At 61.6% G+C, this 14,347-nt stretch carries 13 protein-coding genes; 4 read left to right on the top strand and 9 right to left on the bottom strand.

Going from position 1 to position 14,347, the window contains the following annotated elements; all coding sequences use genetic code 11:
• Positions 1-17 precede the first annotated feature (17 nt).
• The 9 genes from FHS64_RS00600 to FHS64_RS00560 all read right to left on the bottom strand — a co-directional run bounded on the left by FHS64_RS00600 (position 18) and on the right by FHS64_RS00560 (position 9,852).
• Entirely contained in the window at positions 18-788 is a 771-nt protein-coding gene (locus FHS64_RS00600; RefSeq protein ID WP_167174158.1) for an SDR family NAD(P)-dependent oxidoreductase, read from the bottom strand.
• A gap of 68 nt (positions 789-856) precedes the next feature.
• The gene (locus FHS64_RS00595) at positions 857-3,115 is read right to left on the bottom strand and encodes a TonB-dependent receptor domain-containing protein (protein WP_167174155.1); all 2,259 of its coding nucleotides are present in this window, start codon (positions 3,113-3,115) and stop codon (positions 857-859) included.
• Positions 3,116-3,391: 276 nt separating this feature from the next.
• Positions 3,392-3,865 (bottom strand): nuclear transport factor 2 family protein, encoded by a 474-nt coding sequence (locus FHS64_RS00590; protein WP_167174152.1) that lies wholly within the window; start codon positions 3,863-3,865, stop codon positions 3,392-3,394.
• Positions 3,866-3,886: 21 nt separating this feature from the next.
• The gene (locus FHS64_RS00585) at positions 3,887-4,204 is read right to left on the bottom strand and encodes a 2Fe-2S iron-sulfur cluster-binding protein (protein WP_167174149.1); all 318 of its coding nucleotides are present in this window, start codon (positions 4,202-4,204) and stop codon (positions 3,887-3,889) included.
• Positions 4,205-4,243: 39 nt separating this feature from the next.
• Complete coding sequence (locus FHS64_RS00580) at positions 4,244-5,428, bottom strand: acyl-CoA dehydrogenase family protein (protein WP_167174146.1); 1,185 nt, start codon at positions 5,426-5,428, stop codon at positions 4,244-4,246.
• Positions 5,425-6,483 carry an acyl-CoA dehydrogenase family protein gene (locus FHS64_RS00575; RefSeq protein WP_167174143.1) on the bottom strand — a complete coding sequence of 353 codons (1,059 nt, stop codon included), beginning with the start codon at positions 6,481-6,483 and terminating at the stop codon, positions 5,425-5,427. The genes FHS64_RS00580 and FHS64_RS00575 overlap by 4 nt, the downstream gene beginning before the upstream one ends.
• Positions 6,484-6,557: 74 nt before the next feature.
• On the bottom strand, positions 6,558-7,310 hold the full coding sequence (locus FHS64_RS00570; RefSeq protein ID WP_167174140.1) for an SDR family NAD(P)-dependent oxidoreductase: 753 nt from the start codon (positions 7,308-7,310) through the stop codon (positions 6,558-6,560).
• Between the two features lie 50 nt (positions 7,311-7,360).
• Positions 7,361-9,088, bottom strand: a complete 1,728-nt coding sequence (locus FHS64_RS00565; protein WP_167174138.1) for an FAD-dependent oxidoreductase — start codon at positions 9,086-9,088, stop codon at positions 7,361-7,363.
• Entirely contained in the window at positions 9,085-9,852 is a 768-nt protein-coding gene (locus tag FHS64_RS00560) for an SDR family NAD(P)-dependent oxidoreductase (protein ID WP_208380487.1), read from the bottom strand. The genes FHS64_RS00565 and FHS64_RS00560 overlap by 4 nt, the downstream gene beginning before the upstream one ends.
• A gap of 133 nt (positions 9,853-9,985) precedes the next feature.
• On the opposite strand from FHS64_RS00560, the gene FHS64_RS00555 reads away from it, so the two are divergent.
• The 4 genes from FHS64_RS00555 to FHS64_RS00540 all read left to right on the top strand — a co-directional run bounded on the left by FHS64_RS00555 (position 9,986) and on the right by FHS64_RS00540 (position 14,341).
• The gene (locus FHS64_RS00555) at positions 9,986-10,747 is read left to right on the top strand and encodes an SDR family oxidoreductase (RefSeq protein ID WP_167174132.1); all 762 of its coding nucleotides are present in this window, start codon (positions 9,986-9,988) and stop codon (positions 10,745-10,747) included.
• 161 nt (positions 10,748-10,908) lie between these two features.
• Positions 10,909-11,775 carry an SDR family NAD(P)-dependent oxidoreductase gene (locus FHS64_RS00550; protein ID WP_167174128.1) on the top strand — a complete coding sequence of 289 codons (867 nt, stop codon included), beginning with the start codon at positions 10,909-10,911 and terminating at the stop codon, positions 11,773-11,775.
• Positions 11,776-11,784: 9 nt separating this feature from the next.
• Entirely contained in the window at positions 11,785-13,485 is a 1,701-nt protein-coding gene (locus FHS64_RS00545) for a class I adenylate-forming enzyme family protein (protein WP_167174126.1), read from the top strand.
• Entirely contained in the window at positions 13,472-14,341 is an 870-nt protein-coding gene (locus FHS64_RS00540) for an amidohydrolase family protein (protein WP_167174123.1), read from the top strand. The genes FHS64_RS00545 and FHS64_RS00540 overlap by 14 nt, the downstream gene beginning before the upstream one ends.
• The last annotated feature ends 6 nt before the right edge of the window (positions 14,342-14,347 follow it).

Here is a 14,347-nt window from a genome sequence, read left to right as displayed (position 1 = left end):
TTTCGGGGAGAAAGGCGTTAGACGCCGAAACCACCCGCCACCGAGATCACCTGTCCGGTGATGTAGTTGGCGCGGTTCGAGGCGAGGAAGACGGCGGCATTGCCGATATCGTCCGAGGCACCCCAGCGCTTGATCGGCAGCAGTTTCTTGACCTCGGTTTCCCAAGCCTCGTCGAAATAGCCGGCTTCCTGACCGACCTTGAACTGGCCGGCATCGATCACACCGACCAGCACCGTATTGGCGCGGATTTCGTTGACGCCCTCTTCCTTGGCGATGCCCTTGATCAGGGCCTCATTACAGGCCTTGGGGGCCACCGACAGGCCGTCCAGATGCGGGAACCAGTCATGGCCCGCCGAGCCAAGATGCACGAACGAGCCGCCACCCTTCTCGCGCATGTGCGGGATCAGGGCGCGTACCGCATGGTGGAAGCCGAAGGCTTCGATCTCGATGGAGGCGCGGAACTGCTCGTCGCTCCATTCGGCAATCGGACGCTGCGGCACAACCGGACCTGCGCCCCAGACCATGGTGTGCACACGGCCATGGGCCTCGATGACCTGTGCGGTCATGGTGCGGACCTGATCGGCGTCGCGCACATCGCATTTGTGGATTGTGGCGGTCACGCCCAGCGCACGGATGGCCTCGGCGGTTTGCTCGGCCACATCCTGTTTGGAGTTGTAGCCGATCGCAACGGGCGTGCCTGCGCGGGCAAATGACATGGCAACGCCGCGACCGATACCGCCGCTACCGCCATAGATAATCGCTACCCCTTCGGGAAAATCATTCGTCATTGGAAGATCCTGAACAGAAAAAAAGGCTGCGGACACTGGGTCCGCAGCCTGAAGTCGAGAGGAGGGGGTTAGAAGGCGTACCGGACGGTCGCGTAGATGCGGCGCGGCGGATTGTAATAGGCCTCGGTGAAGCCGAAGAAGGCGGCCCCGTCATAGCCTTCCTTGATGACGCGCTCGTCGGTCAGGTTCTGGCCTTCGATGCCGAAGGACAGGCCGTTATCCGCACGGAAGTTCACGCTGGCATTCAGCAGGGTATGGGCTTCACCCTTCAGCAGCGGCTGGTTCTGGGTGTCGCTGTACTGCTCGTCCATATAGGCGGCATCGACGCGGAAGGTGGTGTCGAACTGGCCGATACGGCGGTTCACAACGGCACCGAGGCTGGCGGTCCACGGCGGTGTGTGTTTCAGCTTCAGGTGGCTGTAGTCGAGGATGTTACCGGACGGGTCCTGGCTGAAATATTCCTCGTAGGCGGCGTTCAGATAACCAAGCGCGCCTTCGAAGCTCAGCCAGTCATTGGCGATAAAGCGGCCTTCGGCCTCGATACCCCAGATGCGGGCCTTACCGGCATTTTCGGTGCGGGCCACAACGCCACCCATGATCGGGTAGGATACGACGACCTGCATGTCCTGATACTGGTTGTAGAAGGCGCTCAGGTTCAGGCGCAGACGACGATCCAGCAGATCGTTCTTCAGGCCGATTTCATAGCTGGTCAGGATTTCCGGATCGAAGCTGCCGATCTCGGCTTCCGAGGTCGGACGACCGTTGAAGCCACCGGAACGGAAGCCCTGCGAGATGATGGCGTAACCGCGCACCTCGTCATTGAACTCGTAATTGGCGCTGACCTTGGGCGAGAAGTTCGACCAGGTTTCGTCCAGAGTATAGCTGGGCACGCCGGGGATCAGCGGCACCTTGGCAAAGATGCGCGTGGCCGATTGGTCGAAGGTTTTCTCTTCGTGGGTGTAACGGGCACCGACATCGAACGACAGGCGCTCGGTCGCGCGATAGGTGGCGTTACCGAACAGGGCGATGTTGTCGGTTTCCTGAGTCTGGTCAAAGGCGACGTTGAAGTCCAGAGCCTCGGCCATGGCCGGATCGAAACCGGCTTCGATCAGCTTGGGATACAGGCCCCATGCGGTGACCAGCGTGGTCTTCTGGCGCGAACGTTCGTGATACAGGTAAAGACCGGCCAGAGTGGTCACCTTGCCGTCGAACAGTTCGTTCGACAGCTGGAATTCCTGCGAGAACTGGCGGCTGGTAATGTCCTGACGGTCGCCCGAATAGTTGGTCACCGAGGCATCGCCGTCACGGGCAAAGGCCACGCGGCTATAGCGGGCTGCCGAGATCGACTTCATGTCACCCCCAAAGGCGGGGAAGTCGAGCGTCAGGGTGGCCGAACCGGCATCGGCATTGTCGATGTTCAGCATCGGCGTGACATCGGTCTTGTCGATGTCCTTATGGACGGTGCAGCACGGCTCTACGAACTGCGAATACATGTCCGAGAAGAAGACCGGCTGGAAGGCGATCATGCTGTTCGCCGCCGCATTCTGGCGCTGGCGATAGCCGTCCACGCTCAGAACGGCATCAAGCTCGCCCTTGGTCCAGCGCAGGGCCGCACGACCGGCAATCTGGTCGGTATTGCCCTTGGTGCCGCCGCTTTCCAGCTCCTGCCAGCCGTCGCCCCAGCGGCCCAGTGCCGAGACCGACATGGACAGGTCGTCGGTCAGGGCCATGTCGTAGCTACCGCGCACCTGTGCGTAGTCATAGCTGCCGACCTTCAGGTCCGCCTCGCCAGTGTTGGAGCCGGTCGGCTTTTTCATTACGACGCTGATGGCGCCGCCAATGGTGTTCTTGCCGAACAGCGAGCCTTGCGGGCCGCGTAGAACCTCGACGCGCTCGATCCCCATCAGCGAGGTCAGGGCACCGAACGGGCGGCCCTGATAGACGCCGTCAAAGAACACAGCCACGGCCGGATCGGAGGTGACGATATAGTCGTATTCACCCACGCCGCGCACATAGGCCGACATCTGGCCCGACGAGCCGCCGGTGCCGGGGGTGAAGGTCAGGTTCGGGGTCATCTGCTGGATATCGATCAGCGAGCTATAACCGCGGGCCTCGAGGCCTTCGCCGGTCACAGCCGTTACCGCGATCGGCACATCCTGCAGGTTTTCGGAACGGCGGCGCGCGGTCACGACCACATCGCCAACCATGGTCGCGGCTTGCGGGGTTTCGTCGACCTGCTGGGCCGCAGCGGGCGTGGCGATGGCGAGCAGTGCAGCCGGTGCAGCGCCCAGCATCCAGGCACGCAGAATTGCTTTGTTAGATTTCACGATATCCCTCCCGAAACGCTTATGCGTTTTCGTCTTTGCGTTTTGAATGCCGCATTCAGAAACGCAAATCAATGTTTCTGATTTAATAATATGTCATATTGCGCTGCATGATCGATGACATCTACGCGATTGCCTGTTTTGCGCGCGCGGGTGGCGCACAGGGTTACGGCGCATGCGGGTAACGCCGTCATCTGCACGGATTTGTGTCGTGGTGGGAAATTAAAAAAGCCGGATCAAGCAGATAGCTCGATCCGGCCATAAAGGGTGTGATGGGGGTCAGGCGGTGGGCAGCAGCCAGTTGGCGCTCAGCTTGCCCTCGATGGCTGTGCCTTCCAGAGCGGATCGGGCCAGCGATCTGGTTTTGGAAATGCGCCAGCCGTCTTCGGTACGGCGATATTCGTCATGATAGAACATCGACAGGGCACGGAACTGGCCGGTGCGTGGATCATAGGTGGTGAAGCCCAGATTCCAGATGGCCTTGGCGGTGTCGGCGCTCAGGATTTCGATCTCGGCATTATGGCCGTGGTGGCTGTCGCTGATGGGCGAGTTGACGGCGATTTCGGTGAAGATGCCGACCAGCTGGTCCACATTGAACACGCCCATACCCTCGAAATCGATGACGGCATCCAGGGTGAAACAGGCCCGTACCGTGTCGGCCTGTTTGGCGTCGCAGGCATTCAAATAGCGGGCCTTCAGGCGGCGGATTTCGGACTCGGCCTCAAGGCGGGCCAGACGCTCTTCGATAGTCATCGGGATACTTTCTACAGGGACTTAGTCTTCGGACGCGATGGTCACCTTCAGGCCGCTGACGGCATCGCTGAAGGGCAGTTGGCATGACAGGCGCGAACAGGCGGTGCTATTTTCGGACCATTCCAGCAGGTCGGCCTCGTCCTGATTGGGGGCGTCGAAACGCCCGAAATAGGCCTCGTCCACATGGACATGGCAGGTGGCGCAGCTCAAACCGCCGCCGCATACAGCCTGCAACTCGTCAAACCCTGCATGGCGGATGGCCTCCATAACGGACTGGCCACCGGCAATTTCGGCTTCGTGTTCGGTGCCGTCGCGCGTGACGACAATCAATTTAGGCACTTCAAATCTCCTGATGGGGGGCTGTTCAAACCCGCAGGTTTACCCGCGCGGTTCGCGCGGGAGGCCAAGACCGCGCTCGGCGATCAGGTTGCGCTGGATCTGGTTGGTGCCGCCATAGATCGTGTCGGCCCGCGAATAGAGGAACAGGTTCGGCAGGGTGTCCCAGCCATATGCCTCGCGGTCATTGACCTCGCCCGCCTGACCCAGAACATCCATGGCCAGTTCGCCAAGGCCGCGACGCCACGAGGCCCACTGGATCTTGTAGGTCAGGGCCGCACCGTCGATGCGCGAATGGTCGGTCTGCGACAGCATCCGCAGCGCGCCATAGCGCATCAGGCGAAGACCGATCTCGGCCTTGGCAATGCGCTGGCGGATCAGCGGATCATGGGCGGTGCCATTGGCCTTGGCGGCCTCGATGATCTCGTCCAGCTCGTTGCGGAACGACATCTGCTGGCCCAGCGTCGAGACGCCGCGCTCGAAGGCAAGCAGGCCCATGGCGATCTTCCATCCCTCGCCCGGTTGGCCGATCAGGCTGTCGGCAGGACAGCGGGCATCAGTCAGGAAGGTCTCGTTGAACTCGGCATCGCCATTGATCTGGGGGATGCCGCGAATCTCGATACCCGGCTGGTCGATCGGCATCATCAGGAAGCTGAGGCCTTTAGGGCCAACCGTGCCTTCCTCGGTGCGGGTGATGACGAAAATCCAGTCGGAGATATGGGCAAGGCTGGTCCAGATTTTCTGGCCGTTAACGACCCATTCCTGTGCGCCCTCTGGCCCTTCCAGATGGCCCTTGGTGCGGACCGAGGCGAGGTCCGACCCTGCGCCCGGTTCGGAGAAGCCCTGACAGAAGATGGTCTTGCCCGCCGCAATATCGGGCAGGAAACGCGCCTTCTGTTCTTCGGTGCCAAAGGCCAGAATGGTCGGGCCGGCCAGTTCGATACCGATATGGTTCACACGCCCCGGCACACCGGCGCGGGCATATTCTTCGGCAAAGATGACCTGCTGGGCCAGTGTCGCGTCTCGTCCGCCCCATTTGGCGGGCCAGCCGATGCAGGACCACTTATGGGCGGCCAGTTGCTGTTCCCATTCCTTGCGGCGTTCGGGCATGTCGGTCAGGGAGGTGATGCCCCTGATGTCCTTGAACTCGCCCTCCATCTGGCCGTTCAGCCAGTCGGCGCATTCCTGACGGAACAGTTCGTCAGCGGCAGAAAAACCGAGCTTCATGCGGCGGCTCCCAGAATCATGTCGGCGATTTTGGCGCGGTGCCAGTTGTTGTTGCCCAGAGCGGTCTGGGTGGCGCGGGCGCGTTTGAAGAACAGGTGGGCGTCGTGTTCCCACGTAAAGCCGATGCCGCCGTGCAACTGGATCATGTCACCGGCGCAGCGGAAATAGGTGTCGGTGGCAAAGGCCTTGGCGGCATGCATGGCCAGTTCGGCCTCGTCGGATTCCTCGTCGGCAGCACAGGCGGCCCAATAGACGGCAGAGCGGGCCTGTTCGATCTCGATCATCATATCGGCGAGGCGGTGCTTATAGGCCTGGAACGAGCCGATCTGGCGACCGAACTGCACGCGCTCTTTTGAATAGGAGACGGTGCGGTCCAGACAGGCCTGTGCCCCGCCCAGAGCCTCGGCGGCGATGGCGACAAAGGCGGCGCGGTGGGCATGGCTGATGGCGGTGATCGCATCGGCCAGAGGCGCGCCCTTGGCTCCGTTCAGCGTCACATGCGCATAGGGACGGGTCTGGTCCATGGTGGTCTTGGCGATGACGCTGACGCCATCGGCCTTGGAATCGACGATCCATGCGCCGCTATTGCTGGTGACGACGAAAACATCGGCCGAAGCGCCATGGGCGACAAAGCCGTCTGCGGCCGTCAACACATCGCCATCGGCGCTCAGGGCCGCATCATGGACATAGGCGGCGATACGCTCGCCCGACAAAAGCTCCGGCAACAGTTCGCCCTTCTGCTGCTCGGTACCGCCATAGGCGATGGCACGCGCGCACATGACCAGACTGCCCAGCATGGGCAGGGCGGCAACCTGCGCACCGGCGGCTTCGGCGATAATGGCCATCTCGACCAGACCCAGACCGGCCCCGCCGGCTTCCTCGGGAATGCCGATGCCCGACAGGCCCAGTTCCTGACAGAAGGTGGTCCACAGGTCGTGGTCGATACCGTCCTTGGCCATGGCGGCGCGGGTGCGCTCGCTGGTGGCATTTTCGGTGAAGAAGGCGCTGGCCGTTTCGGCGATCATGCGCTGTTCTTCGTTAAAGGCGAATTCCATTATGCCTTGTCCCAAACTGCTGGTGCCGTGTGACGGCAATCATTCAAATTCAAACGGTTAAGTTGCGTTATGGCCTAGCCCGCGACATGGCCGCCATCGACGCTGAGCAGGGTTCCCGTCGCCTTGCGCGCGGCATCTGAGGCCAGCCATGCAATCGCTTCGGCAATGTCTTGCGGCTCGCAGGCCCCGTTCTCCAGCTTGGGCGCGGCGCGCATCATCAGGGAGAAGTCGATGTCGTCGGCCTTGGCACCGGCTTGCGGCACCGTGGCCGTCATCGGGGTGTTGACCTGACCGGGGCAGACGCCGTTGACGCGCACGCCGGTCGCGGCCCACTCGACGGCTAGCCCCTTGGTGATGCCGATGACGGCATGTTTGGAAGCCGAATAGGCGACCGTATAGGGCATGCCGATCAGGCCCGAGGACGAGGCCGTATTGACGATGTTACCCTTGGATTTCAGCAGGTGCGGGAAGGCGGCCTGACACAGGGCAAAGACGCTGGTGGCGTTCACGCGCATCACAAGGTCCATATCCTCGACCGCAAAGGTCTGGCTGGAACCCCATTTGAGGATGCCCGCGACATTGCAAAGCACGTCCAGACCGTCAGCAGCAGCCACGTCCACCAGTGCACGGCAAGAGGCGGCATCGGCGGCATTATAGGCCTGGATCTTGGGCGCGGTGGCCATCAGGGCCGCCGTCTCGGCCAGTCCCTGTGCGTTGATGTCGCCAATCGTGACCGTCGCGCCTTCGCGGGCGAACAGGATGGCGGTGGCGCGGCCAATGCCCGAGGCCGCACCCGTCACAAGGACTTTTTTGTTCTGGAAACGCATGGAAACACTTGGGTTGTCGTTAGAAACAGGCGGTTAGGGGCGCGGACGGATCAGTCATTCGCCCCTGTGATGTGGCGGGCGGCCAGATAGCCGAAGGTCAGGGCTGGGCCGAGGGTCACACCTGCGCCCGGATAGCTTTCACCCATGGCCGAGGCGGCGTTGTTGCCGATGGCATAAAGGCCGCTGATCGGCTGGCCTTGGGTGTCCAGCACCTGCGCCTTGTCATTGGTCAAAAGGCCGCCATTGGTGCCGATATCGCCGGGATAGATCGGCATGGCATAGAAGGGCCCCTGATCCAGCGGACGCAGGCACGGATTGGGCTGGACACGCGGGTCGCCATACATCTTGTCATAGGCCGCCTCGCCACGATGGAAGACGGGGTCCGAACCGTTGGCGGCATGGGTGTTGAAGCTCTGGATCGTCTCTTCCAGTGCCGACGGATCAACCCCCATGGCCTTGGCCAGTTCGGCGACCGTGCGGCCCTTTTTCAGGATCGAGCGCACGCCCTTGCCATGTAGCCAGTCCGGCTGGATCGGATAGAGCGGTCCCACCGGATACGAATGGCGATAGCGGTGGTCGAACACGAACCATGTCGGCGAGGCATCGCCGGTTTGCGCCTGACGACGCGCCATCTGCTGGCCGACAATGTGATAGGACGCCGCCTCGTTCAGATAGCGTTTGCCGTCCTGCGCCACCATCATGCAGCCGGGCAGGGCGCGTTCAATCGTGCACAGGCGGCCACGGTCCTCGCCCGGCACATAGAAGACCGGCGCGGCCCATGTCGATTGCAGGTTCAGGGTTTGCGCCCCTGCATCCATACCGGCGCGGATGCTGTCGCCCGTATTGCTGCTGATCCCGCCCGATAGCTGGGTGTTGGGATAGAGCGGCGCATGGGTCTGGCGCATGGCTTTGTTTTTGTCGAAACCGCCTGCGGCCAGCACCACACCCTTGCGGGCGCGGATGTTCAGGGTCTGGCCGTTTTGCTTGACGCGCACGCCGACAACCTTGCCGTCCTCGCGGATCAGGTCCTCCATCGGGCTGTTCAGCCACAGGGGGACATTGCGCTGGTTCAACGCATCGCGCAGACCACCCGTCAGGGCATTGCCCAGCGTCAGGCGACGGTCCTTGCGCGAGGTCAGGCGGAACGGCAGGTCCAGCCAGTAGCGGGTCAGGCTCTTGGCCAGATGTTTCCACCAGCCCTTGGCGCGGAACAGCAGGATATAGGTTTCGTCAAAATGCCAGTTCAGATAGCCGAACAGGCTGGCCGCCGGAGAGGCAAAGCGCATGTTCGCCACATCCTTGCCCAGCACCCGACCATCGATGGGCAGCGGCATATGGGTGCGGAATCCCGTCGGCGAACCGCCCGGATTTTCGGCGTGATAGTCGGGATAGGGGAAGGCCTGATAGCTGATCGCCGTATTGGCCGTCATCCAGCGCAACATGGGCGCGGCATTATCGACAAAGGCGCGGATATTGGCGTCGGGCACATTATCGGCCGACAGTTTGCGCACATAGGTAAAGGCGTCGTCGGTGCTGTCATTAAAGCCCGCCGCTGCCGCCTGATCGCTGGCCGGAATCCAGATGCCGCCGCCCGAAGTGGCCGAGGTGCCGCCCCACAGGGCGTCCTTCTCGATCACCAGAACCTCGGCATTGTGGTGCGAGGCGACCAGAGCGGACATCAGCCCGCCCGCGCCCGAACCGACGATCAGGACATCGACTTCCTTGTCCCATTTGGTGGCGGCTTGGCCTGCCGCGCCGGAGGTCACAGCGGCGCTCATGACGGCAGGTACATCTGGGCAGCCTTGCCGCCATCGACGGGCAGGGCCACGCCGGTAATATAGCTGGCGGCATCGGACAGCAGGAAGACAATGGCCTGCGCCAATTCTTCGGGCAGACCGCCGCGACCCATCGGAATAGCATCGGCGGTGCGGGCGGCGATATCGGGGGCGCGCTGGCTGAACTCTTCGGTGCCGGCGGTCTGGACCTGACCGGGCACAATGGCGTTGACGCGGATACCCTTGCGGGCCCCTTCCATGGCGGCGACCGAGGTGAACTGGATCATGGCCGCCTTGGAGGCCGAATAGCTGGACATATTGGCCGCAGCACGGATGCCGCAGGTCGAGGAGATATTGACGATCGAGCCCTTACCGGCCTGACCCATGATCTTCATCGCCGCCTTTGTGCTGACGAAAACGGCCTCGGCATTAACGGCGAAATCCTTGCGCCAGTGATCCACTGTCAGGCGCGAAATGGGGGCATAGTGGGTGGACATGGCATTGTTCACCAGCATGTCGAGGCGACCATATTTCTGGCCGGTATTCTCGATCAGGGCCGTGAGGGCAGCTTCGTCGGAGACATCGAGCTGGACGGCTTCGACCTTGCCACCTTGGGCTTCAATGACGGATTTGGCCTGATCCAGTTTTTCCTGACGGCGACCGCAAATGACCACCTGCGCCCCGCGCTGGGCCAGCAGCGATGCGGTGGCGAGGCCGATCCCGTCACTGCCTCCGGTAACGACTGCAACCTGTCCGGACAAATCCACACTCATTTCCCTACCCCAATATTCAGAGTGACTATTTTTAGCCTTATTCCCGCAATTGACGTCTAGATTGACGAGCTGTCAATCAAATGCGTAGCTGTGAAATATATAAAATACGAATCTTGGGGATTTTGAAGTGGTTGACCTCAGTAACAAAGTGGCCCTCGTAACCGGTTCGGGACAGGGGGTCGGTCAGGGCATCGCTCTGGCTCTGGCGAGCGCGGGCGCAGACATCGTCGTATGCGGGCGCACGGCTGAAAAGCTGGCCGCCACCTGTGCCGAGATCGAGGCGCGAGGCCGCAGGGCGCTGCCTCTGACCGGAAACGTCAAGGATGCCGATGACCTGTCGCGCATTGTCACGGCGGCTTGCGAGCATTTCGGCGGCATCGATATTCTGGTCAATAATGCGCAGGAAGTGCCGGCGGGCCGTCTGCTGGATGTGACCGACGAGGCGTTCACAGCCGGATTTGAATCCGGCCCTCTGGCGACGTTCCGCCTGATGAAACTGGTGCATCCGGTGATGGTGGCCCGTGGTGGTGGTACCATTATCAATCTGGCTTCATCGGCAGCCGAGCGGTGGGATCCCAGCGGCTATGGTGCCTATGGCGCGGTCAAACAGGCCATCCGTACCCTGACCCGTGCCGCCGCCGCCGAATGGGGACGCGAGGGCATCCGCGCCATTGCGATTGCGCCCCATGCGGAATCGCCGGGCCTGAAGAAATGGGTCGAGCGTAATCCTGTCGAGGCCGAGGCCTTTTTCCGCACTATTCCTCTGGGCCGTATCGGGCGTCTGGAAGAGGATATCGGCCGCGCTGTGGTGTCCTTGTGCGGGCCGGATATGGGCTATCTGACCGGAGCGACTGTGCCGCTGGACGGCGGACAGGCCAATTTCGGCTGAGGAACGCATGATGTGCGATTGGCCCAAAGGATAAATGCGCGAACAAAAGCTATACGGTCACTACATAGCTGTTTTGCGTATTTTATAGCCCTTTGACATTCGCAAATCATGGACTAGTGTTTTCTCAAAAGCATAAATGCGTCTGTAGGGGAGTACAGGGTATGACGAAAATTGCACTGGTAACAGGGGCAAGCCGTGGCGCAGGTCGGGGGATCGCGCGCGGCCTGGGCGAGTTGGGCTATACGGTCTATGTGACGGGGCGCACCATCCAGCCGGGCAATGCCACGGGCTGGGACGGCAGCGTCCTGCCGGGCACGGTGGCCGAGACGGCTGCCGAGGTCACCAAGGCGGGCGGCAAGGGCATCGCGGTTGTGTGCGACCATGGCGATGACGCACAGGTGGCCGCCCTGTTCGACCAGATCATGCGCGAGCAGGGCCGACTGGATATTCTGGTCAATAATGCCACCTATATCCATCACCAGCTGATCGAGAAAAAACCCTTCTGGGAGAAGGAAGTCGAGGCGGTCGGTATTCTGGATGTCGGCCTTCGCAGCGCCTATGTGGCCAGCTGGCATGCGGCCAAGATCATGACCAAACAGGGCAGCGGCATCATCGCCTTCGGCTCGTCCTTCGGCGGTTCCTGCTACATGCACGGTCCGGCCTATGGCGCGCAAAAGGCCGGTCTGGACAAGTTTGCCCACGACATGGAACACGACCTGCGCGGTACCGGCGTGGTGACGGTGTCGATCTGGATGGGGCCGCTGATTACCGAGCGTTCGGCCATCGCCAGCCAGACCAATCCCGAGCAGTACGAAGCCTTCATCAAGACGGCCGAGAACCCCGAATTCACGGCCCACATTATTGATGCGATCGACAAGTCGGCCCAGCGCGACGAACTGTCGGGCCAGACCCTGATCGCTGCCGAGATCGCGCAAACCCTTGGCGTGACGGATCGCGGTGCCACACGGCCCTCGTACCGTGAAATGCTGGGCAGTCCGCACCCGAAAAATCCAGCAGCCGTCTATTGAGGCCCGGCAATGACGCAAATCGATCCCGTATTCGCTGCTGTCACTGCCCCCGGAACTCCCTTTGAGCTGGCGGAGGTCGATGGCCTCCTCCAGTTCGCCAATGCGGCCCCCGATCTCAACCAGATGATCGAGCAGGCACGTCGTCATGGCGACAAGACCTTCCTCGTGGACTTCTCGTCCAACGGGCAAGAGCGCCGCCTGACCTTTGAGCAAGTCTTTGCATGGCGTGACCAACTGGTCCCGCTGCTGGGTATCGGGCGCGGTGACCGCGTGGCGATCTGCATGCGTAACCGTGCCGAATGGATGGTGGCCTATCTGGCCGTCATGAAGGCTGGCGGGGTGGCTGCACTGTTGAACAGTCGTGGCGCACCGACTGAAATCGTCGCCATGATCGAGGATGTCGAGCCGGCTGTGGTGCTGGCCGATACCCGACGGGCCGAACTGATCCGCAAGGGCGGTTATACTGGCCGGATGCTGGACCTGACCAAGCCGTTCCCGCCCGAAGAGATTGCGCGTCGCCAGTCTGGCGAGATCGAAAATACCGGCAGCGCCCAATCCGGTGATGACTGCGCCATCCTGTTCACCTCCGGCACGACCGGACGGGTCAAGGGCGCGATCCTGTCGCACCGTAGCCTGATTACGGGGCTGATGGGGTCACAGCTTTCGGGCATCATGGTGATGCACAATATGGCCAAGGCCTATGGCATGTCGCCGGAAGCCTTGATGGCCAACCTGCCGCAACAGGCCAGTTTACTGGTCTATCCGCTGTTCCATATTTCGGGGCTTGGCTCAGCCTTCCTGTCGCCTCTGCTGGCGGGCTCGAAGGTGGTCATCATGCGTCGCTGGAGCGGCGAGGAAGCGGTGCGCCTGATCGCACGCGAAAAGGTCACGAACTTCGCCGCTGTGCCGACCATGATCTGGGATCTGGTCAATGGGGCCAAGCTGCTGGATCACGATGTGTCGTGCCTGAAGAATATCGGCTCGGGCGGGCAGGCCCTGCCGATCAATCTGCTGGATTCCCTGCGCGAGCATTGCCCCGATATTGTGCTGGGCGTGGGCTATGGCATGACGGAAACCTCCGGTGCCTTTGCTCAGGCCTTGGGCGAAGACTTCATGCGTAAACGGGCCTCAGCGGGACGGGTGCTGCCTCTGGCCAGTGTCTGTATCGAGGGACCGGATGGCCGCATCCTGCCGGCGGGCGAAAGCGGCGAGATTCTGGTCCGCAGCGCCATGGTGATGAAGGGCTACTGGAACCGTCCCGAGGAAACGCAAAAGGCCATGACCGCTGACGGATGGCTGCGTACGGGCGATGTCGGATATATCGACGAGGAAGGCTATGTCTTCATCGTGGACCGCACCAAGGACATGGTGATTTCCGGCGGCGAGAATATCTACTGCGCCGAGGTCGAACGTGTTCTGAGCGAGTTCGAGGGAGTCACGGAATGTGCCGCCTTCGGTATCCCCGATGAACGTCTGGGCGAGCTACTGGTGGCGGTGGTCGGGGGCGATGTCCACAACGCGGACCGCATCATCGACTGGGTGGCCGAACGACTGGCCCGCTACAAGGCACCGGGTCATGTGATCGTGTCCGACGGGCCTCTGCCGCGAAACCATGTGGGCAAGATCGACAAAATGGCACTGCGCGCCGCGTGGCCGCAACTTGCCGCTGCGAAAATGAAATCGGGGGACAAAATCCATGGCTATGCCTGAAGGTATCCGCGTCATCGACACCATGCTGGGCATCCCCGAGGCGGATGACCGTTCCGACTGGTTCGATCCTTTTCGTCCGCTGATCAAGGACAAGCAGACCCTCGAACAATTCGCCATGCCGGCCCAGTACATGTTCAAGGACATTCCGCAGACCAGCAATGTCGATGACTATGTGACATGGACCGTCGAACAGATGGACCGGTTCAACATCGACAAGGCGATGGTCGGCTGGAACGACAATGCCACCTCGCGCCGTGCCAAGGAAAAATACGGCGACCGCTTCTTCTTTGACGTGCCGTGCGACCCGAACAAGGGCGTGGACGAGGTGCGCCGCATCAAGCGTCTGCATGCCGAGGTCGGGATTTCCGCCATCAGCGTCTTCCCCGCCGGTACGCTGCCGCAGGTGCCGATCAACCACAAATATATGTTCCCGCTCTATACCTGTGCGGCAGAGCTGGGCATTCCGATCATGCTGAATGTCGGCATTCCCGGCCCGCGTATCCCGATGGAAAACCAGAAGGTCGAGCATCTGGACGAGGTGTGCTGGTTCTTCCCCGACCTGAAGGTCGTCATGCGCCACGGTGGCGAACCGTGGGAGGCACTGGCCGTCAAGCTGATGCTGAAATGGCCGAACCTCTATTATTCGACCAGCGCCTTTGCGCCGAAACACTATCCCAAGGCGATCATCGACTACGCCAATACGCGCGGTGCCGACAAGATCATCTATGCCGGCTACTTCCCGATGGGACTGAGCTTGGACCGCATCTTCTCGGACATGCAGCACGTGCCGTTCAAGGACGGGGTGTGGCCGAAATTCCTGCGTGAAAACGCGATCAAAGTCTTTGACCTGAAATGACAGTGC

It is taken from the genome of Brevundimonas terrae (assembly GCF_011761985.1).
In the GTDB taxonomy this organism is placed as follows: domain Bacteria; phylum Pseudomonadota; class Alphaproteobacteria; order Caulobacterales; family Caulobacteraceae; genus Brevundimonas; species Brevundimonas terrae.
This window is presented reverse-complemented; position numbering and strand designations above follow the sequence as displayed.

Coding starts and splice junctions, on each gene's coding strand:
- FHS64_RS00600 (WP_167174158.1), bottom strand. CDS start 788: ATGACGAATGATTTTCCCGAAGGGGTAGCGATTATCTATGGCGGTAGC.
- FHS64_RS00590 (WP_167174152.1), bottom strand. CDS start 3,865: ATGACTATCGAAGAGCGTCTGGCCCGCCTTGAGGCCGAGTCCGAAATC.
- FHS64_RS00580 (WP_167174146.1), bottom strand. CDS start 5,428: ATGAAGCTCGGTTTTTCTGCCGCTGACGAACTGTTCCGTCAGGAATGC.
- FHS64_RS00575 (WP_167174143.1), bottom strand. CDS start 6,483: ATGGAATTCGCCTTTAACGAAGAACAGCGCATGATCGCCGAAACGGCC.
- FHS64_RS00570 (WP_167174140.1), bottom strand. CDS start 7,310: ATGCGTTTCCAGAACAAAAAAGTCCTTGTGACGGGTGCGGCCTCGGGC.
- FHS64_RS00565 (WP_167174138.1), bottom strand. CDS start 9,088: ATGAGCGCCGCTGTGACCTCCGGCGCGGCAGGCCAAGCCGCCACCAAA.
- FHS64_RS00550 (WP_167174128.1), top strand. CDS start 10,909: ATGACGAAAATTGCACTGGTAACAGGGGCAAGCCGTGGCGCAGGTCGG.
- FHS64_RS00545 (WP_167174126.1), top strand. CDS start 11,785: ATGACGCAAATCGATCCCGTATTCGCTGCTGTCACTGCCCCCGGAACT.
- FHS64_RS00540 (WP_167174123.1), top strand. CDS start 13,472: ATGGCTATGCCTGAAGGTATCCGCGTCATCGACACCATGCTGGGCATC.